This is a genomic window from Mesorhizobium sp. CNPSo 4688 (genome assembly GCF_057784295.1).
Genome location: NZ_JBWLUY010000011.1, coordinates 143,363 through 162,191 on the forward strand (window position 1 = coordinate 143,363; position 18,829 = coordinate 162,191).

21 protein-coding genes and 1 tRNA gene are annotated in these 18,829 nt (G+C 63.6%); 14 read left to right on the forward strand and 8 right to left on the reverse strand.

The features are described 5' to 3' along the window. Positions 1-6 precede the first annotated feature (6 nt). Positions 7-2,115, forward strand: a complete 2,109-nt coding sequence (locus tag AC04SH_RS22180) for a molybdopterin-containing oxidoreductase family protein (protein ID WP_488576638.1) — start codon at positions 7-9, stop codon at positions 2,113-2,115. A 6-nt stretch (positions 2,116-2,121) separates the two neighbouring features. On the opposite strand, the gene AC04SH_RS22185 is transcribed toward AC04SH_RS22180, so the two are convergent. After that, entirely contained in the window at positions 2,122-2,628 is a 507-nt protein-coding gene (locus tag AC04SH_RS22185; RefSeq protein WP_488576639.1) for an Lrp/AsnC family transcriptional regulator, read from the reverse strand. A 75-nt stretch (positions 2,629-2,703) separates the two neighbouring features. On the opposite strand from AC04SH_RS22185, the gene AC04SH_RS22190 reads away from it, so the two are divergent. From AC04SH_RS22190 to AC04SH_RS22220, 7 genes are all read left to right on the forward strand, one after another. Further along, positions 2,704-3,912, forward strand: coding sequence for a diaminopropionate ammonia-lyase (locus AC04SH_RS22190; protein ID WP_488576640.1), 1,209 nt, complete (start codon positions 2,704-2,706; stop codon positions 3,910-3,912). Next, positions 3,909-5,135, forward strand: coding sequence for an allantoate amidohydrolase (locus AC04SH_RS22195; RefSeq protein WP_488576641.1), 1,227 nt, complete (start codon positions 3,909-3,911; stop codon positions 5,133-5,135). Before AC04SH_RS22190 ends, AC04SH_RS22195 begins: the two co-directional genes overlap by 4 nt. Positions 5,136-5,149: 14 nt before the next feature. Continuing rightward, complete coding sequence (locus AC04SH_RS22200; protein ID WP_488576642.1) at positions 5,150-6,322, forward strand: M20 aminoacylase family protein; 1,173 nt, start codon at positions 5,150-5,152, stop codon at positions 6,320-6,322. A 108-nt stretch (positions 6,323-6,430) separates the two neighbouring features. After that, positions 6,431-7,234, forward strand: coding sequence for an agmatinase (speB, locus tag AC04SH_RS22205; protein WP_488576643.1), 804 nt, complete (start codon positions 6,431-6,433; stop codon positions 7,232-7,234). 63 nt (positions 7,235-7,297) lie between these two features. After that, positions 7,298-8,080 (forward strand): 4-hydroxy-tetrahydrodipicolinate reductase, encoded by a 783-nt coding sequence (gene dapB, locus AC04SH_RS22210; protein ID WP_488576644.1) that lies wholly within the window; start codon positions 7,298-7,300, stop codon positions 8,078-8,080. Positions 8,081-8,401: 321 nt separating this feature from the next. After that, positions 8,402-8,644 carry a DUF680 domain-containing protein gene (locus AC04SH_RS22215; protein WP_477234822.1) on the forward strand — a complete coding sequence of 81 codons (243 nt, stop codon included), beginning with the start codon at positions 8,402-8,404 and terminating at the stop codon, positions 8,642-8,644. Positions 8,645-9,031: 387 nt separating this feature from the next. Next, a complete protein-coding gene (locus AC04SH_RS22220; protein ID WP_488576645.1) occupies positions 9,032-9,277 on the forward strand; it encodes a DUF680 domain-containing protein in 246 nt (81 codons plus the stop codon). Between the two features lie 53 nt (positions 9,278-9,330). On the opposite strand, the gene AC04SH_RS22225 is transcribed toward AC04SH_RS22220, so the two are convergent. The 3 genes from AC04SH_RS22225 to purM are packed head-to-tail and all read right to left on the reverse strand — an operon-like array spanning position 9,331 to position 11,637. Continuing rightward, positions 9,331-9,840 (reverse strand): SixA phosphatase family protein, encoded by a 510-nt coding sequence (locus tag AC04SH_RS22225; RefSeq protein ID WP_488576646.1) that lies wholly within the window; start codon positions 9,838-9,840, stop codon positions 9,331-9,333. A gap of 28 nt (positions 9,841-9,868) precedes the next feature. Next, positions 9,869-10,576 (reverse strand): phosphoribosylglycinamide formyltransferase, encoded by a 708-nt coding sequence (gene purN / locus AC04SH_RS22230; RefSeq protein WP_192248541.1) that lies wholly within the window; start codon positions 10,574-10,576, stop codon positions 9,869-9,871. After that, positions 10,573-11,637, reverse strand: a complete 1,065-nt coding sequence (gene purM / locus AC04SH_RS22235; RefSeq protein WP_477234814.1) for a phosphoribosylformylglycinamidine cyclo-ligase — start codon at positions 11,635-11,637, stop codon at positions 10,573-10,575. Before purM ends, purN begins: the two co-directional genes overlap by 4 nt. Positions 11,638-11,923: 286 nt before the next feature. Between purM and AC04SH_RS22240 the strand changes: the two genes are divergently transcribed. The 4 genes from AC04SH_RS22240 (at position 11,924) to hdaA (ending at position 15,573) form a co-directional block, all read left to right on the forward strand. Further along, positions 11,924-12,913 (forward strand): methyltransferase, encoded by a 990-nt coding sequence (locus tag AC04SH_RS22240; RefSeq protein ID WP_488576647.1) that lies wholly within the window; start codon positions 11,924-11,926, stop codon positions 12,911-12,913. Between the two features lie 231 nt (positions 12,914-13,144). After that, positions 13,145-13,702: a CDP-alcohol phosphatidyltransferase family protein gene (locus tag AC04SH_RS22245; protein WP_488576648.1), complete on the forward strand. Its 558-nt coding sequence runs from the start codon at positions 13,145-13,147 to the stop codon at positions 13,700-13,702. After that, positions 13,674-14,867, forward strand: a complete 1,194-nt coding sequence (locus tag AC04SH_RS22250; RefSeq protein ID WP_488576649.1) for an AI-2E family transporter — start codon at positions 13,674-13,676, stop codon at positions 14,865-14,867. The genes AC04SH_RS22245 and AC04SH_RS22250 overlap by 29 nt, the downstream gene beginning before the upstream one ends. 1 nt (position 14,868) lies before the next feature. Beyond that, positions 14,869-15,573 (forward strand): DnaA regulatory inactivator HdaA, encoded by a 705-nt coding sequence (hdaA, locus tag AC04SH_RS22255; RefSeq protein WP_488576739.1) that lies wholly within the window; start codon positions 14,869-14,871, stop codon positions 15,571-15,573. A gap of 211 nt (positions 15,574-15,784) precedes the next feature. Here hdaA and AC04SH_RS22260 read toward each other — a convergent pair whose 3' ends face one another. Next, the gene (locus tag AC04SH_RS22260) at positions 15,785-16,045 is read right to left on the reverse strand and encodes a hypothetical protein (protein ID WP_488576650.1); all 261 of its coding nucleotides are present in this window, start codon (positions 16,043-16,045) and stop codon (positions 15,785-15,787) included. Between the two features lie 209 nt (positions 16,046-16,254). Here AC04SH_RS22260 and AC04SH_RS22265 point away from each other — a divergent pair, with 209 nt between their 5' ends. After that, a complete protein-coding gene (locus tag AC04SH_RS22265) occupies positions 16,255-16,440 on the forward strand; it encodes a hypothetical protein (RefSeq protein ID WP_488576651.1) in 186 nt (61 codons plus the stop codon). A 116-nt stretch (positions 16,441-16,556) separates the two neighbouring features. Here AC04SH_RS22265 and AC04SH_RS22270 read toward each other — a convergent pair whose 3' ends face one another. The 3 genes from AC04SH_RS22270 to AC04SH_RS22280 all read right to left on the reverse strand — a co-directional run bounded on the left by AC04SH_RS22270 (position 16,557) and on the right by AC04SH_RS22280 (position 18,343). Continuing rightward, entirely contained in the window at positions 16,557-16,865 is a 309-nt protein-coding gene (locus tag AC04SH_RS22270; protein WP_488576652.1) for a hypothetical protein, read from the reverse strand. A 165-nt stretch (positions 16,866-17,030) separates the two neighbouring features. Further along, positions 17,031-17,107, reverse strand: a tRNA-Pro gene (locus AC04SH_RS22275). Between the two features lie 51 nt (positions 17,108-17,158). Continuing rightward, positions 17,159-18,343: a flavin-containing monooxygenase gene (locus AC04SH_RS22280; RefSeq protein WP_488576653.1), complete on the reverse strand. Its 1,185-nt coding sequence runs from the start codon at positions 18,341-18,343 to the stop codon at positions 17,159-17,161. A gap of 173 nt (positions 18,344-18,516) precedes the next feature. On the opposite strand from AC04SH_RS22280, the gene AC04SH_RS22285 reads away from it, so the two are divergent. Then, positions 18,517-18,822, forward strand: coding sequence for an ETC complex I subunit (locus AC04SH_RS22285; protein ID WP_112560867.1), 306 nt, complete (start codon positions 18,517-18,519; stop codon positions 18,820-18,822). The last annotated feature ends 7 nt before the right edge of the window (positions 18,823-18,829 follow it).

Consider the following 18,829-nt stretch of genomic DNA (forward strand, 5'->3'; position numbering starts at 1 on the left):
CGTGCCATGAACCAGCACGCCAAGCTCCGCATCGGCCACTCCGCCTGTCCGCATGATTGCCCGTCGACCTGCGCACTCGAGGTCGAATTGCTCAACGGCAATCGCATTGGCCGCGTCCATGGCGCCAAGGCCAACACCTACACGTCCGGAGTCGTCTGCGCCAAGGTCGCGCGCTACGCCGACCGTGTCCACCATCCGGACCGGCTGCTGAAGCCGCTGGTGCGGGCCGGCGCCAAGGGCGACGGCGTCTGGAAGGAATCGAGCTGGGAAGCGGCGCTCGACCTCGTCGCCGAAAAATTCATCGCGGCGGAAGAAAGATACGGTTCCGAGACGGTCTGGCCTTATTACTATGCCGGCACGATGGGACTGGTGCAGCGCGACGGCATCGAGCGGTTGCGCCACGCGAAAAAATACTCCGGCTTCTTCGGGTCGATCTGCACCAACCTGGCCTGGACCGGCTGGATGATGGGGGCGGGCGCCTTGCGTGGGCCTGATCCGCGCGAGATGGCCAAATCGGGCTGCGTGGTGATCTGGGGCACCAATGCCGTGGTCACGCAAGTCAATGTCATGACCCACGCCATCAAGGCGCGCAAGGAACGCGGAGCGAAGATCGTCGTCATCGACGTCTATGAGAACGCGACGATGAAGCAGGCTGACATGGGCCTGGTGCTGAAGCCCGGCACCGACGGCGCGCTGGCCTGCGCGGTCATGCATGTGCTGTTCAAGGAGGGCATGGCCGACCGCGCCTACCTCGAAAAATACACCGACGACCCCAAGGGCCTGGAGGCGCATCTGGAGACGCGCACGCCGGAATGGGCGTCCACAATTACCGGCCTTGCCGTTGCCGAGATCGAGGCCTTCGCCCGCCTCGTCGGCGCGACGAAGAAAACCTATTTCCGCCTCGGCTATGGCTTTGCCCGCCAGCGCAACGGCTCGGTCAACATGCATGCGGCGTCCTGCATCGCCGCCGTCACCGGCGCCTGGCAATATGAGGGCGGCGGCGCCTTCCATTCCAACTCCGGCATCTTCAAGCTCAACCAGGATGTGCTGGAAGGCACCGCGATGCGCGATCCCAACATCCGCTATCTCGACCAGTCGCGAACCGGCCCGGTGCTGACCGGTGCGGCGGACGCGCTCTATGGCGGCCCGCCGGTAACGGCGATGCTGATCCAGAATACCAATCCGGTGAATGTCGCACCCGAGCAGCGGCTGGTGAAACAGGGGTTCCTACGCGACGATCTGTTCACCTGCGTGCACGAGCAATTCATGACCGACACCGCAAAACTCGCCGATGTCGTGCTGCCGGCGACGATGTTCCTGGAGCATGACGACGTCTACAAGGGTGGCGGCAACCAGCACATCACGCTTGGCCCCAAGCTGATCGAACCGCCTGTAGGTCCGCGCACCAACCATTTCGTCATCGAGCAACTGGCCGAACGTCTCGGCGTCGCCGACCGGCCGGGCTTTGGCCTCACCGAGCAGCAGCATATCGACATCATCCTCGGCAAACGCGGGCTGGGCAGTTTCGCCAGCCTGAAGGAAGACAAATGGGTCGACCTGCAGCCGGATTTCGAGGCGGCGCATTTCATCAGTGGCTTCGGTCACGCCGACAAGAAATTCCACTTCCGCGCCAACTGGAGCGGGCAGGCGGCGCCCAACCGGCCGCCGAAAAGCATGGGCCTGTTCGGGCCGGTGGCCGAGCTGCCGGAATTCCCGGACCATGTCGACCTGATCGAGGTCGCGGACGCCGAGCATCCGTTCCGGCTGACGACATCGCCGGCACGCAATTTCCTCAACTCGACCTTTTCCGAGACACCAGTGTCGAAGGCCAAGGAGGGTCGGCCGGAATTGTTGTTGCATCCAGACGACGCCGCTGCCCTTGGATTGGGCGATGGCGACCGCATCGAGGTCGGCAATCGGCGCGGCGAGGTGGTGCTGCACGCAAAACTGTTCGACGGCATCAAGCGCGGCGTGGTGATCGCCGAAGGCATCTGGCCAAACAGCGCCCATGAGCGTGGCGAGGGCATTAATGTGCTGACCAGCGCCGATGCGCCTGCGCCCTATGGCGGTGCCGCCTTCCACGACAACAAGGTCTGGTTGCGGCCGGCCGACTGAAACTTATTATCTGGGCAAAGGCACGGTGAGCCCGACCTTGACGCGGTCCATGGCGACGAAGGTGCGGAATTTTCGCACATTCTTGCTGTCGAAGAACAGTTTGCGCGTCAGCGCCTCATAGGCGCCCATGTCGGCCACGGTGATGACCAGGATGAAGTCGGCCTCGCCGGTGACGTAGTAGCATTGCTGCACCTCGGGAGCCGCCGAGAATTGCCGCTTGGCCGCGTCAATCAGATCCGAGCGTTCGCTCTCCAACTCGACCTCGACGAAGATGGTGATGGGCTGGCCGACCGCCGCCGGATCGATGACCGCGACATTGCCGGCAATGACGCCATTCTGTTCCATCCGCTTGATGCGCCGCTGCACCGCCGGCGCTGACAGGTTGACGGCTTCGCCGATCAGCCGCTGCGGCGTCGTGTTGTCCCGCTGCAGGACGGCAAGGATAGCGAGGTCGAAACTGTCGAGTGAAGGCGATGTAGGCAAAGGCGCTGTCCCGGCGAAACAAACTTGCATTTCAAAGCGCCAATTACAGCGCTCTTTGCGCCTCTGCTGCAATATGATTTCGTCTGACCCTCAAGGAGGCCATCCGTGTTCCTGCTCAACGGCAATGCCTTGCACCGCGAACCGCTCGAACCGGTCGATGCCGAAACGCTGGGGGTTGCCGGCGCCGACACGGTCGAGCGCTTTCTGGCCCATCGCGACAATCATCTGCCAACGCCGCTGCGTGCGCTGCCGGGGCTGGCTGGCGAACTCGGCCTCGGCGCCATCCACATCAAGGATGAAGGCTTTCGCCTCGGCCTCGGCAGCTTCAAGGCGCTGGGCGGCGCCTATGCCGTCTTCCGCCTGGTGCTGGAGGAGGCGAGTCGCTCGCTTGGCCGGCCCGTCGACGTTGCCGATCTCAACCGGCCCGACGTCCGGGCGGTCGCAGCCGGCATGACGGTTGCCTGCGCCACCGATGGCAATCATGGTCGCTCGGTTGCGCAAGGGGCGCAGTTAGTCGGCGCGCGCGCGGCAATCTTCGTTCACGCCGGCGTCAGCGAGGAGCGGATTGCGGCAATAGCGCGCTATGGCGCGCAGATGATCCGCGTCGACGGCAATTACGACGACTCGGTGAGGCAGGCCGCTGAGATTTCGGCGGAGAAAGGCTGGACCGTGGTGTCCGACACCTCCTGGCCGGGCTACGAACGCATCCCCGGTCTGGTCATGCAGGGCTATACGGCGATCGTGCGCGAAGCGCTGCGCCAGTTGCCGCAACCGCCAACCCATGTCTTCGTGCAGGCCGGTGTCGGCGGCATTGCCGCTACCGTGGCTGGTCATCTCGCCATCGTGCTCGGCGATGCGAGGCCGATCTTCATCGTGGTCGAGCCGGCGCGCGCAGCCTGCGTTGCCGCGGCGGCCCAGGCAGGTCGCGTGGTCAAGGTTGCGCACGACCAGCCGACTGTGATGGCGATGCTTGAATGCTATGAGGCCTCGCCGGTCGCCTGGCGCGTGCTGGCGCGGGTTGCCGACGCCTTCATGACGGTGGACGAGGATGAGGCCGTCGCGATGATACGGCGGTTGGCGCGGCCGGCGGGCGGCGATCCGGCGATCGTTTCCGGCGAAAGCGGTGGCGTCGGTCTTGCCGGGCTGATCCGCGCGGTGACCGATAACAAGGTTGCTCTCGGGCTCGATGGCAGATCCAGGGTGCTGGTGATCAACACGGAAGGCGCCACCGACCCGCATCGCTATGCGGAGTTGGTTGGGCAAAGCCCCGCCGATGTTCTTGTCGGCAAAGTGCCTGCCGAGGCTTTGCCATGATTGGCATAGATGCACAGCGCCTGCTCGGCCGCATCCGTGAACTCGGCGCCGTCGGTCGTGACGGTGACGGCAGGCTGATCCGGCTCGCCGCCTCCGACACTGACAGGCAGGGCCGCGACCTCTTCGTCGGTTGGCTCAGGCAGGCGGGGCTGGAAGTCGCCATCGACCGGGTCGGCAACATATTCGGCATCTGGCAAAGCGCCGACAATGCGGGGCAGGCGCCGCTGCTGATCGGCTCGCACATCGACACCGTCATCGATGCCGGCATCTATGATGGCTGTTATGGCGTACTTGCCGGGCTGGAGGTGATCGAGACGCTGAAGGCGTCGGGCTTTTCGCCCTCGCGTCCCATTGCAGTCGCCGCTTTCACCAATGAGGAAGGCGTGCGCTACACGCCCGACATGATGGGCTCGCTCGTCCATGCCGGTGGCGCCGGCGCGGACGCGATGTTGGCCGCCATCGGCACCGACGGCAGCGTGCTTGGCCAGGAACTTTCCCGGATCGGCTATGCCGGCGACCGCGACCCCGGCTTCCTCAAGCCACATGCCTATCTCGAACTGCATATCGAGCAGGGGCCGGTGCTGGAGCGCGAAGGCGTGCCGATCGGCGCCGTCGAAAATCTGCAAGGCATCTCATGGCAGCGCATCACCATCGACGGCGCCGCCAATCATGCCGGCACCACGCCGATGTCGATGCGCAGCGATGCCGGCCATGCTGCCGCCCGCGTCATCACCTTCTTGCACGATCGAGCCAAGGCTTCGAACACGCCGACGGTCGTCACCGTCGGCACGATGCGCTTCGAGCCGAATGCTATCAATGTCATTCCCGGGCGCGCCGTCTTCACTATCGACCTGCGCGATCCCGATGAACAGCGCCTGCAGGCACATGAAGCGGCGCTTGCCGCCTATCTCGAAGAGCTTGCCGCGGCTGAGGGTGTGGCGATCTCAGCCGAGCAACTCGCCCGCTTCGAGCCGGTGCTGTTCGATATCGGCATCGTCGAACGGATCGAGGCCGCCGCGAAAAATCGCGGTCTCGGCGTCAGGCGCATGACATCGGGCGCCGGCCATGATGCGCAGATGATGGCCCGCATGGCGCCTGCCGCGATGATCTTCGTGCCGAGCGCTGGCGGCATCAGCCACAGTCCGCGCGAACATACCGGCGATGCCGAGCTTGTCGCAGGCACCAACATCCTGCTTGATGTCGCCAGTGAGCTTGCGAAATAGGTCGGGGGAGAAAAATGGCTGAACTCGATCGTGATGCGCTGAAGCGGGAGATGACCGTCTGGCGGCGCGATCTGCATGCGCATCCTGAATTCGGCTTTGAGGAAAAGCGCACGGCCGCCTTTGTCGCCGCGAAGCTACGTGAATTCGGGTTGGACGATGTCGCGGAAGGCGTCGGCGGCACCGGCGTTGTCGGCACGCTGAAGCGCGGCAGCGGCAACCGGGCGATTGCGCTCAGGGCCGACATGGATGCGCTGCGCATCACCGAGCAATCGGCGGCGGCCTATCGCTCGCAAAACACTGGCTTCATGCATGCCTGCGGCCATGACGGCCACACCACCATGCTGCTCGGCGCGGCAAAGCTGCTGGCGGCCGAGGGTGGTTTTGACGGCACTGTGCGCTTCATCTTTCAGCCGGCCGAGGAGTGGGGCAAGGGCGCGCTGGCGATGCTCGACGACGGCCTGATGCAGCGCTTTCCCTTCGACGAGATTTTCGGCCTGCACAACATGCCTGGCCTGCCCATCGGGTATTTCGAAACCCGCGCCGGCCCGATCATGTCGGCCGAGGATAATTTCGAGATCGTGCTTAAGGGCATCGGCGGCCATGCCGCGCGACCGCATTCGGGCAAAGAAACGCTGGTCGCCGCCTGCGCGTTGGTCACCAATCTGCAGACCATCGTCTCGCGCCGGCTGAGCCCGGCCGACATAGCGGTGGTTTCGGTGACCGAACTGATCACCGACGGCACGCGCAATGCATTGCCCGGTCTTGCCCGCATCCTCGGCGATGCCCGCAGTTTTCGGCCGGAGGTCAGCGCCGAGATCGAGCGGCAGATGCGCATCATCGCCGAGGGTACGGCCGCCGCCTACAATGTCTCCGCCGAGATCACCTACACCAGGGAGTTCGTACCGCTGCAAAACGATGCCGAACTCGTCGACGAGGCATTTGCCGCCGCAAGGCGCGTGCTGGCCGAGAACGCAGTCGGCGTCGCGGCGGAGCCGATGACCGGTTCGGAGGATTTCGCCCGCTTCCTCGACCACGTACCCGGCTGTTTCGTTTTCCTCGGCAATGGCGAGGCGTCAGTGCCGCTGCACAATTCCAGCTACGACTTCAACGATGACGGGCTGTTGCACGGCACAAATTTCCACGCCGCGATCGTCAGGCAAAGACTGGGCGGCGAGGCCGGCAAATGACGACGGCTTGATTGCCGGTTCGCCTTCGCTGCTGGCCCAAGCGGCTGCGCTGGTCCCAGCCAGCTCCCGGGTTTAGTCACAAGGCCTGTTGCCGGAGATCGTACGCCAATGGCCAGGGTTTCGCTTCTGGGAATACCGCATGACGAGAACTCGTCCTACCTCAAGGGTGCTGCGGCAGCGCCGGCTCTGATCCGGCGCGAGCTCAAAAGCGACGCGCACTCCTCGTGGAGCGAAACCGGCTTCGATGTGGCGGACAGTTTTCTCGACCGTGGCGACATCGATTTTTCAGGCGTTGGCGACCCGTGGGAGCGGATTGAGGCCGAGGTCGGCCGAGCGCTCGACGCCGGCCATCCGCTGATCAGCCTCGGCGGCGACCACGCGATCGCATGGCCCCTGCTGCGCGCCATGCGCCGCCGCCACCCCAGCCTGACGATCGTCCAGATCGACGCCCATCCCGACATCTACGATGCCTATCAGGGCAACAAACGCTCGCACACCTCGTCCTTCGCCCGCATCCTGGAGGAAGGGCTGGCCGACCGGCTGATCCAGATCGGCTTGCGCACGCTCAACGACGAGCTTCGTGACCAGCTCACACTCTTCGGCGTCGAGGTGATCGAGGCGCGCCATTTCAGCGAGGATCTGCGGCTCGACCTCAAGACGCCGGTTTACCTCTCGGTCGATCTAGATGGCCTCGATCCGGCCTGTGCGCCCGGTGTGTCGCATCGCGAACCCGGTGGTCTTACAACCCGGCAAGTGATCGGCCTGATCCAGCGGATCGACCAACCGATCATTGGTGCCGATGTTGTCGAATACAATGCGAATCAGGATGTCTCCAACCTGACAGCGCTTGTCGCCGCCAAGCTGGTCAAAGAGATCGCCGGCATGATGCTGAAGACGCATGGCGCCGCCTGAATCAATCTGGCAAGGCGGCATGGTAGACGATTGTTCGGACTCGCATTTCCAACGAAAGCCGCCATGCCGCATCCATTGAAGATAGCCATAGCCGGCGCGCTCGGCCGTATGGGCAGGCAGATGGCACTGGCCGTCGAGGCCGATCCCAGGCTGGCGCTCGTCGCCCGCTTTCACAGACCGGGCAGCGCCGGCGAGGGCCTGGTCGAACGCGACGAGGCGCTGGCGATTGCCGATGTCGTCATCGACTTCACCACGCCGGCGGCCTCCGTCGAACTGGCAAAGGCCTGCGCGGCCCGCGGCGGCCCGGCACTGGTCATCGGCTCGACCGGATTCAATGCCTCTGAACTTGCCGCCATTGCCGAGGCGGCGAAGTCTATCGCGATCGTGCGCTCGGGCAGCTACTCGCTCGGCCTCAACATGCTGGCGGGGTTGGTCGAGCAGGCGGCGCAGGCGCTTGGCCCCGACGCCGACATCGAGATCCTGGAGGCGCATCACCGTCTGAAGGTCGACGCGCCGTCTGGCACGGCGCTGATGCTTGGCGAAGCGGCCGCGAGGGCGCGCGGCGTCGGCCTCGACGATGTGGCGAGACGCGCTCGCGACGGCGTCACCGGTCCTCGCCCTGCCGGTGAGATCGGCTTTGCCGTGCTGCGCGGCGGCGGCATTGTCGGCGATCATACCGTGAGCTTCCTCAGCGAAGGCGAGACCCTCACGCTCTCGCATTCGGCCGCTGACCGCTCGATGTTCGCGCGGGGCGCCATTGTAGCGGCACTTTGGCTGGTGGAACGTCCGCCCGGCGAATACGACATGCGCGACGTTCTGGGGTTCGACAAAAGGGCAGGCCACTGACCTTGTCAATCCCTTGCAAGGCTGCGGTTGTCGCTGTTTTCCCGCCATCGATGCACTGTATCGTGATCGATGAACGCCGGCTCAGCGATTGGTCGCGCCATATAGCAAGTGCTATAACTTAACTATTTGATATCACGATAGAAAATTGCAACCGCCACGTCATTCGGGGGATTTCAAGATCGAACTGAACGGTTCGGTTCACACATTTTAGTGATTGGAAATGGCAGCAAGACAGACCCATCTCGGGGTGGTCCGAGCGACGCGAATTCCTCCCAAGGCACGCCACTAGACGGACAGGACCAGATATCTGGAGTACTTAAAATGACCAAGATCGCTCTTACCGCTGCTGCCCTCCTCGTTGCCACCGGCACCGCTTTCGCAAGCAGCGACCATTACGGCTCTGACGGTGTCAACCAGCCTGCTGTGACCGCGTCGACCGCTCCGGCCGGCAACATAGACCACAGCTATACGGCCTCGATCGGGAAGCCGGCTACCTTCGGCGGCTTCACGATCAAGCCGGACTCGAACCAGCCGCAATCCGGCCAGGGCATCTGGGGTCGTTAATTTCCAGAGAGATTTACGACCACAAAGAGCGGTGGGCTTGGCCCGCCGCTCTTGTTTTTTGTGCAGCCGGCTTGGGTTCCGCGAGGTCTGAATCAAGTCGGCAGCAAGCTACTCTATCTTCTTGTTTGCACATCATCTTTCTAGGTCAAGCTTGGTGATCTTCGTTAGGCCGGGCAGTGACCGGCACCGTTTCGGCAACCGCTGAGCGCATTAAGCCAAAGGCGGCGGTCTTGGCCGCAGCTTTTCCTTTGCGCAGCCGTGACCGGCACTGACCGCGAGGAATCCGTTTCGCCCGGGAATAAAACCGGGCGGTGGCGGGTCTTGTCGACAGCGGGACCATCCTCCCAAGGCGCCCGCGCAGTGAAACGACAGACAAGAAATACTGAAATGACCAGGATTGCATTCGTCGCGGCCGCGATGCTCGTCTCTGCCATGGGCAGCGCCTCTGCCGGCAGCGATCACTATGGCGCCGACAGCGCTAACCAGCCGACCGCTGGCGTCGACCGCGGCTTCACCGCCTCGATCCGCAAGCACAGGATGACCAAGCCTGCGGCTAACGTCGATACGACGACAACGGGATCGGCAGGGTCGAAAGCCTCGCCGGATCCTGGCCAGGGCATCTGGGGCAATTGATCATTTGCACCAAAAGCGGCGGGCGTGGTCCGCCGCTTTTGATTTGGACAGCATCAGCCCTTCGGCCTGATGCAATGCGTTAGCCGGGCTGTGCCGAAGGCGAGGTCTGCCCAGCCATCGTCGACGACAAAGCGTGCAAGGGCGCCGGTCGGGAATTTCTCGTCAAGCTTCCTCAGAGCCCCGGCATCCGATCGCGGACCGGCAAGCCGGCGTGCCAAATCCTCCAGGCCGGGATTATGGCCAAGCACCAGGACGCTGCCAGCCGACGCCATTGCCTGTTGCACCTCGGCCAGAATATCGCCAGCCGTGGCCTCGAAGAGCCCCTCGGCAAACTCCACCGGCACTCTCGCCGGCAGTTCGGCCGAGACCAGCCGCCATGTCTCCCGCGTGCGCAGCGCCGGTGACACCAGCGCCAGATCGGGCAGCCAGTCGCGCTTGGCCAGCTCGCGCCCCATCCGCGGCGCAGCCTTCAGCCCACGCGGGGCAAGCGGCCGGTCGAAATCAGCAAGCGCCGGATCGTCCCAGCTCGACTTGGCGTGGCGCAGCAGGAGCAGCTGTTTCATAGGTTCGGCTCGTTGCGGGTCTAGGCCCTCAAGGCGTGATCCGCGCCAGATGCTCGAGGTCACGTTCCTCGCGCAGCGGGTCGGGCGCCATCACTACGGACGTGGCATTGTCGGCGTCGTCGGCGAAATGCGCCAGCACGGTGCGGCCGCCTTCCATGCGCGCCTTGCCGTCGGCGACCAGCCCAAGCGCCAGCGCATAGAGCCGGTGCTCGGCCTTCAGCACGCGCGCGGCCAGCGTATCCTCATTGTCGCCGACCATCACCGGCACCGCAGCTTGCGCGATGATCGGGCCGTCATCCATCTCGGGCGTGACGAAATGCACCGTGCAGCCATGGATGCGCATGCCGGCCCGCAAGGCGCGCGCATGCGTGTCCAGCCCCTTGAAGGCCGGTAGCAGGGCAGGGTGGATGTTGAGCATGCGCCCCTGCCACTTCTCGACCAGGCCGCGGGAAAGGATGCGCAAATAGCCGGCCAGCGCCACGATCTCGGCGTTGAACGCAACCAGTGCGGCGTCGATCGCCGCATCATGGGCTTCCTTGCTGGCATGGTCGGAGCGCACGATGACCTTGGTCGGGATGCCGCGCGCGGCTGCGATGCCGAGACCGGCGGCGTTCACCCGGTCGGAAATGACACCGACGATCTCGGCCGGATAGGCCGGATCGCTCGCCGCCGCGATCAGCGCCGTCATGTTGGAGCCGCGTCCCGAGATCAAGACAACCGTGCGTTTCCTGCTCATAGGCCGATCGAGCCCCGATAGATGACGCCGGCGTCGCGGCGCGGCACGATGCGGCCGATCGGCGTCACCGTCTCGCCGGCCTCCTGCAGCACGGCGGCGACTTGCGCGGCCTGGCCGGAGGCGACGACGAGGATCATGCCGATGCCGCAATTGAAGGTGCGCATCATCTCTTCCGGCGCCACGCCGCCGGTTTTCGCCAGCCAGGAAAAGACCGGCGGCACATCGATGGCATTGAGGTCGAGCTCGGCGGAGAAATCCTTCGGCAGCACGCGTGGGATGTTTTCGGGGAAGCCGCCGCCGGTGATGTGGGCGAGCGCTTTGATGCCGTGCGTGTTGCGGATCGCCTTCAGGATCGACTTCACATAGATGCGGGTCGGCTCCAGCAGCGCTTCGGCCAGCGTCGCCTCGTCGTTGAACGGCGCCGGATCGCTCCAGGCAAGGCCGCTGACACCAACGATGCGGCGCACCAGCGAAAAGCCGTTGGAATGCAGGCCGGATGAGGAAAGGCCGAGCAGCACATCGCCCTCGACAATGTCGTCGGTGGGCAAGAGCTGGCCGCGTTCAGCCGCTCCCACAGCGAAACCGGCAAGGTCATAGTCCTTGTCGTGATACATGCCCGGCATTTCAGCCGTCTCGCCGCCGATCAGCGCGCAACCGGCCTGCCGGCAGCCTATCGCGATACCGCCGACGATCGCGGCCCCCTGGTCGGGGTCGAGCTTGCCGGTGGCGAAATAGTCAAGGAAGAACAGTGGCTCGGCGCCCTGGACGACGATGTCGTTGACGCACATGGCGACGAGGTCGATGCCGATCGTGTCATGCTTGCCGGCGTCGATGGCGATCTTGAGCTTGGTGCCGACGCCGTCATTGGCGGCAACCAGCACCGGGTCCGTGAAACCTGCGGCCTTCAGGTCGAACAGGCCGCCAAAGCCGCCGATCTCGCCATCGGCGCCCGGCCGGCGCGTCGCGCGCACCAGCGGCTTGATCTTCTCCACCATCAGATTGCCGGCATCGATATCGACGCCAGCCTCGGCATAGGTGAGCCCGTTCTTGCGCTTGCTCATGTCCGGCGCTTGCTCATCGCTGTTTCCACTCGTTTGCGGGCTCTTCGCATGAACGGCCGCGCCTCGCAAGGATGACGGCGGAATGGCGGGGTTTTGCCCCCCGATAAAAGCGTGGGCAGTGGGTTTTTCGGCGGCGGTAGCGCCCCTTGTGCAAAATCCCTCTGTCCTCGCTTTTTATCGGAGACAAAACCCCTCGTCTCCATCTTCGCTTTCACCCCCCTTGCGTCCTTGTGCCTAGCTGTTGTTGGTGATCTGTTGCCACGCATCAGGCATTCGGGGAAAAGCCATGCTCAATCCGTCGCAACAGATCATGAGGCTGGGATTCGGATTCGTCGTGTCACAGGCGCTGCGCGTCATTATCGAACTCGGTATCCCCGATCTGCTGGCTGCCAGCGAGCGGTCGGTGGATGAACTAGCGGCTGCTACCCAGTCCGACGCTGACGCGCTTTATCGTGTAATGCGACTTCTCGCGCCTGAAGGGGTCTTTAGGGAAATACTGCCCCGTCATTTCGAGTTGACGGAGGTTGGTGCCGTGCTGCGCTCCGATCGGCCGGGTCCCGGTGACTTCGTCCGCATGATCAACAGCGAGGCCTATCTTGCCTTCGAGCAACTCCTGCATTCTGTTCGCACCGGAAAGCCGGCCTTCGACAAGGTGTTCGGGAGCCCAAGGTTTGACTGGCTGTCGGAACACCCGGAGCAGGCTGCCTTGTTTCAGCGTGCCATGGTCGCCTTGAGCCAAGGCAGCAACGAGGCCGTTGCCGAAGCTTATGACTTCAAGCCGTTCACGCGTGTCGTCGACGTTGGCGGCGGGCATGGCCAGCTTCTCTCGGCGATCCTGGCCCGCAACCCTCATTTGAGCGGCGTGCTTTTCGATCTGTCTTCAGGTGTCGCGGCAGCACGCCAGGGTGCCGGAGGCGACCTGCCGCGCACCGAATTTGTCGCCGGTGATTTTTTTGAAAGCGTTCCCACCGGTGATGCTTATGTCATCAAGAAGGTCGTTCACGATTGGGACGATGGGCGTGCCGCGGAGATCCTGCGAAATTGCCGTAAGGCGATGCTGCCGAACGGGAAGGTGCTTGTGGCCGAGACCCTCGTACCGCCAGGTGACGAACCGAACCAAATCAAGGGTATCGACGTGGTCATGCTCGCCGTCACCGGCGGCCTGGAGAGAACGCAGGTCCAATATGCAAGCTTGTTCGACGCCGCTGGACTACGCCTGGAACGAGTGATTCAGACCCGAGGACCCATTTCCATCCTCGAGGCGTCTGCGGTCTGATCAAAGAAGTTCTCGCCGCGAGCCCAGAGCGCGGTACTTAGCTGTCCAGCGACCGTCATCTTTTCCATGAACGTCAGGGACGTCGCATATGCGAGATTGGAAGCCTGTCGAGATGGCCGGCAGGGCATAGGGGTGGTTCACACAAAGCCTTACCATGTGTGGCGCTTCTCCCTTGCGATCCCCCTCCTTCTCCATCATGTATCAGCAAAACAAAAGCGACGGGACATCGCCTTGACCATCCCCAACCTGATCACCATCATGCGCTTCCTGCTGGTGCCGGCGGTGGTGCTGGCGATGCTGAACATGCGCTGGGACTGGGCGTTTGCCGGCTTTCTCGTCGCCGGCATTTCCGATGGCGTCGATGGCTTCATCGCCCGCCGTTTCAACCAGCATTCGAAACTCGGCGCCTATCTCGATCCGATGGCCGACAAGGTGCTTCTGGTTTCGGTGTTCGTGGTCATGGGCTTCATCGGGCAATTGCCGCTATGGTTGGTGGTGACCATGGTGTCGCGCGATGCGCTGATCATCTGCGCCGTGCTGTTGTCTACCGTCATGGCGCATCCGGTCGAGATGAAACCGCTCTATGTGTCGAAGGCCAACACCGCCGCCCAGATCGTGCTGGCGGCCGTGGTGCTGGGGGAACTCTCCCTTGGCCTCCACCTCGACCCGCTCAGGCCCGCGCTCATATTGCTGTCCGGGGTCTTGACCGTGGCTTCGGCCGCGGCCTATCTCGTGGCTTGGCTGAGGCATATGAGCGGTTATGGCGAAGGCTCCACCCCGGGTAGTTGACAACAGTGCCGCGACTGCTGCGGCAGCAGACGCGGCTGCGTCCACGGCGTTTCGCCGCCAGATATTCTTCTGGCTGGGAACCGCCGTCTTCCTGGCGCTGTTCCTCTATATCTTCTCCGGCATCCTGCTGCCGTTCGTCGCCGGCATGGTGCTTGCCTATTTCCTCGACCCGGTCGCCGACCGGCTGCAGCGCCTCGGCCTGTCCAGGCTGATGGCGACGATTGTCATCCTGATTACCTTCATCGTCCTGCTGGTTCTGGCCTTCGTCATCCTGGTTCCGGTGCTGGCGACCCAGATGGCTGATTTCGCCAGCAAGCTGCCGGAATATCTGACCCGGCTGCAGGCGCTGATCACCAGCTTCGACCCGAAATGGCTGGAGCAGAAATTCGGCGTCAACGCCAATGGCCTGCGCGACGGGCTGAACTCGCTGCTCACCTCGGGCTTCGGCCTGTTGAGCACCGTCTTCACCTCGATCTGGAGTTCCGGCGTGGCGCTGGTCTCGGTCGTCAGCCTGTTCGTGGTCACCCCGGTCGTTGCCTTCTACATGCTGCTCGACTGGGACCGCATGGTGGCGGTGGTCGACAGCTGGGTGCCGCGCGATTATGTCGGGACGGTCAGGGCGATCTTCAGGGACATCAACACCGCGACCGCCGGCTTCGTGCGCGGCCAGGGCACGCTGTGCCTGGTGCTCGGCGGCATGTACGCCACCGGCCTGACGCTGACCGGGTTGAATTTCGCCATCCTCATCGGCCTGTTCGCCGGGCTGATCTCCTTCATTCCCTATGTCGGTTCGCTGACCGGCTTGGTGCTGGCTGTCGGCGTCGCCTTCGTCCAGTTCTGGCCGGACTGGACCATGGTGGCGTTGGTCGCCGGCGTGTTCTTCGTCGGCCAGTTCATCGAGGGCAACATCCTGCAGCCAAGGCTGGTCGGCAAAAGCGTTGGCCTGCATCCGGTCTGGCTGATGTTCGCGCTGTTTGCCTTTGGCGCCTTGTTCGGCTTCGTCGGCCTGCTGATTGCCGTACCGGCCTCGGCCGCGGTTGCCGTGCTGGTGCGCTTTGCAATCGCCCGTTATCTCGAATCGCCGCTCTACAAGGGGCACGCCATTGAGCCCGTCCCGCCGCTACCCGCCGATCGCGGCGGCGGTCATCGGACGCGGCGCGGCTGACGTGGCCGACCAGAGAACTGAACCGCCGCGCCAGCTACCGCTCGATCTCGGCCACGGCACCGGCTATTCGCGCGACGAACTGGTGGTGTCTGCCACCAATCGCGAGGCGGCGGCCCTTGTCGACCGCTGGCCGGACTGGCCGTCGCCGGTGATCGTGCTGGCCGGCCCGGCCGGTTCCGGCAAGACACATCTGGGCTCGATCTGGCACGCGCGGGCCAACGCTGTGGCGGTCGATGCCCAGCGCATCGGCAATGCCATCGCCGGGCTCGGCGGCAGGCCGGCGCTCATCGACGATGTCGACAAGACAGCCATCGACGAGGCGGGCCTGTTCCACCTCATCAATGAAGTGCGCGGCGCCGGGTCCACCTTGCTGTTGACGGCGCGGCGCTTCCCCGCCGCCTGGGGGGTGACGCTGCCCGATCTCGCCTCACGGCTGAAGGCAGCGGCAACCGTCGAAATCCACGAACCCGATGACCTGCTTCTGGCCGGTGTCATCACCAAATTGTTCGCCGACCGCCAGGTCGAGGTCGAACAGCATGTCGTGCAATATCTCGTGCGCCGCATCGAGCGCTCGCTGGCCACCGCCATGCGGGTGGTCGAACGGCTGGATCGCACCGCGCTCGAACGCAAGACGCCGATTACAAGAACACTCGCCGCCGAGATCGTCAGTGCGATGGATGAAGGGCAGGGCGAGTTCGAAATTTAGGCAGTGGAAGGAGAAGAGTCCGCTCCTGTCCCATTTCGAGAAAAAACCTCTGGCATCCATCTTGCAACACTACGCCTGCCGGCTGACCCCGGTCCTGATCGCGTTCCTGATCGGGTTGTAGGCTCGCCGGGAGTGATGATTGGGGTTCTCGCCCGGCGAGCTTACCTTCAGGCAGGATGGTCGTCAGAGTGCCCCTAGGCACGCGCTCCTGTCATGCCCACAACGGGGCCAGATACCGGACCAGCAGGTAGACCGCTGTATGCGCCGTCACGTAGCAGGCGGCGACGACGACAAAGAACGCCAGGCTGGCGGGCCACGACCGGGGAGGGCCCTGCCTCTTGCTTGGCCGGTTGTTCCAGATCCACAGGGCAGCACAGATAATGGCCCAGACGACCACGAACGGAATCGCGATGCCGATATAGGCGAAGTAGGCAGGGCCTATCAGCGACAGCCATGCCTCAAGACCAAGCATCCGGAATCTCCCCTTTGCCAAAGTCTAGACCGACGGCAGCGATGGAAGCGAGGGGATAATCCGAGCGGAGCACCTTGCGTCAAATCTTCAGCGCCACCCGGCCGAACGGGCGCTCCTCGATGAAATACCACAAGCCTTCTGCGGCATCCTCCAGCGCGAAGACCTTCGCCACGACCGGCTTGACCTTGCCCGATACAAGCAGGTCCGAAATGACTGGCCAGACGGCAAGTCTGACCGACGCGCTTTCGGTGAGCCGCCAGTGCGGCGTTCAAAATCTTACGCCGATGCCGTCCATGACGGCGCCATGGCGTTCGCTGATACGATTGAACCCCTCTGCCCAAATGCGGATGCTCGACGGCTTCAATGGGCAAAATCGCATTCTCGGGAAATGGTAAGCGGACGATCAAGGGCGCACCAGCCTTGGCAGAGGTGGTGGCGGCCGGTGTTGACGCTTAGATCAACCGGTGCTCTGGCCGAAAACCCAGCCGGAGCACGTTATAAAGCAATCGGATCAACCGCAGACCCTGACCTGCTCGATGACCCTGTGGTGATGGCGCCAATGCTTCACCAGCTCGATATGGCAGCGGTGATGACGGTGGTGGCGGCGCCATTGACCGTCATTGCCCTGATTGTCGCTATATTCATCGTCGTCGTAGACTCTTTGGCGTTCGTGATAACGGCGAATTTGTATTTGATCATTGTCGGGTGAATATTGATCGCCTTCATCCGACTGGATGATCAAGCTGGCGGCTTGCGCCGGCGCAATCAAAGCTGCCGTTCCGCTAAAAGCGATCATGGAAGCGATTATCAGGGTTTTCATTATATCTCTCCTTGGGTCGAATAATACTCAACTCGCGGGAGAGCTTCGCGTTCCAATACAAATTGCAGGTCAGCCAATGCAGGCCTGCTGGGTGCGAACGCGCACCGCCATGCGCTGGCAGCGAGGCGCCGTTGGCGACAGGCAAACTTTGCAGGGGGAGAAAATTGGTCGGAGTGGAGAGATTCGAACTCCCGACCCTCTGGTCCCAAACCAGATGCGCTACCAGGCTGCGCTACACTCCGAGGCCCTGCGGCGTATAAGGTTCCGGGCCCTGCCGCGCAACCCCTAAAACGTCAAACTGGACTCGGCGGTTTGCGCTCCCGCGCAATTCTGGCAGCGATCGCCTTGGCCTGGATGCGGGCGTTGGCGAAGCAGCCGCGGATGCTCGGCCGCATGCCGGTGAACCACAGGCCCGGCAGTTTCGGGTCGCTGTCGGCGCCGTTGAACAGCGGCACGCCCTTTTCGTCGAGTACGCCGAGCTTGCCCAACATGGCCTCGAGTCCGGTGCGGTAGCCGGTCGCGGCGATGACGATATCGGGCCGGATCGTCACGCCATTGTCGAAAATGACCGTGTCGCGGGTGAATTCCCGCACCGTCGGCACGACGATGATCCTGCCGTCCTTGATGGCGTCGACGGCGCCGTCATCGGCGGCGATGGCGGTATAATCCGACGCCAGCCGGCTTGCCCCGCCCGAGGGCGTCGGCGGCAGGCCGAAGGCGGCGAGATCACCGAACACCAGCCGCTGCGTCGCTGCCATCACCGCGTCGGCAAGCTTGAACGGCAGCCGCGCCAGAATCGGCGAAAAGCGGTGGACAGCGATCTGGCCGATGCGCTTGGGCAGCAGCGCCGGACCGTTTCGCGCTGATAGCCAGATCTGCGCCGTATCCACCCGCACCAAATGGTTGAGCGCGTCGAAACCGGAATTGCCGGCGCCGACGACCAGTATCTTTCGGCCCGCATAGTCATTGGCGTCGCCGAACTCGGCCGAATGGATGACGCGCCCGGCAAAGGCCTTCATACCTTTCCAGGCCGGAATGAAGGGCTGCCGGTCGCGCCCGGTGGCGATTATGACATGGCGTGCCAGTCGCGGCCCGGCGCTTGTCTGCACAAGCCAGTGGTCACCGTCGAAGGCGATCTCATCGACCGAGACGCCGAACTCGACCGGCACCCGGTGCATGGCGCGGAATTCGTTGAGATGGCGGATGACCGCGCTTCGGTGCGGAAAGGCAGGGGTGCCGGCAGGAAACGCGACGCCCGGAAGTGCCGAGAGATCGCGATGCGTGTTGAGGTGAAGCTGTGGGTGGCGCCGGTGCCATGGCTCGGCCAGCCGGGCTTCCTTTTCCAACACCATCACTTGTACGCCGGCCTTGAGCAGCGCATGGGCTGCGGTCAGCCCGGCCCCGCCGGCGCCGATGACGATCGCGCCCTTGAAAATCGCTGGCTGGCCGGCCTCGGCGTGCAAAATCCCTGCGTCCATGCCTCTATATGTCGCCATCATGACCATGACTTTTGATGCCACGCCAGTGTATCTGGCCTATGCCGCTTCCGAAGCGGCGCGGTTGCAAGCGGCTTCGGCCTTGCCGTCGGCAGTGTTGCACAGTATTGACTGAAATAAGGCGGCGCTACCGCCAACGCAGCCACGAGGTGCCCATGTCCGCGCGTATTTTCAGCCCAGCCAAAACCGCGATGCAGTCCGGCAAGGCCAAGACCGGCCATTGGGTGCTGGAATTCGATCCCGCCCAGCGTAAGAAGATCGACCCGCTGATGGGCTACACCACATCGGGCGACATGCTGAGCCAGATCCGGCTCACCTTCGACACCAGGGAAGAGGCGGTGGCTTACGCCGAAAAGCAGGGGCTGACCTTCCGCGTCGAGGAGCCGAAGGAGACCAAGCGCCGGCAGATTTCCTATGCGGAAAATTTCCGCTATGACCGCAGGATACCCTGGACGCATTGACCGGCAT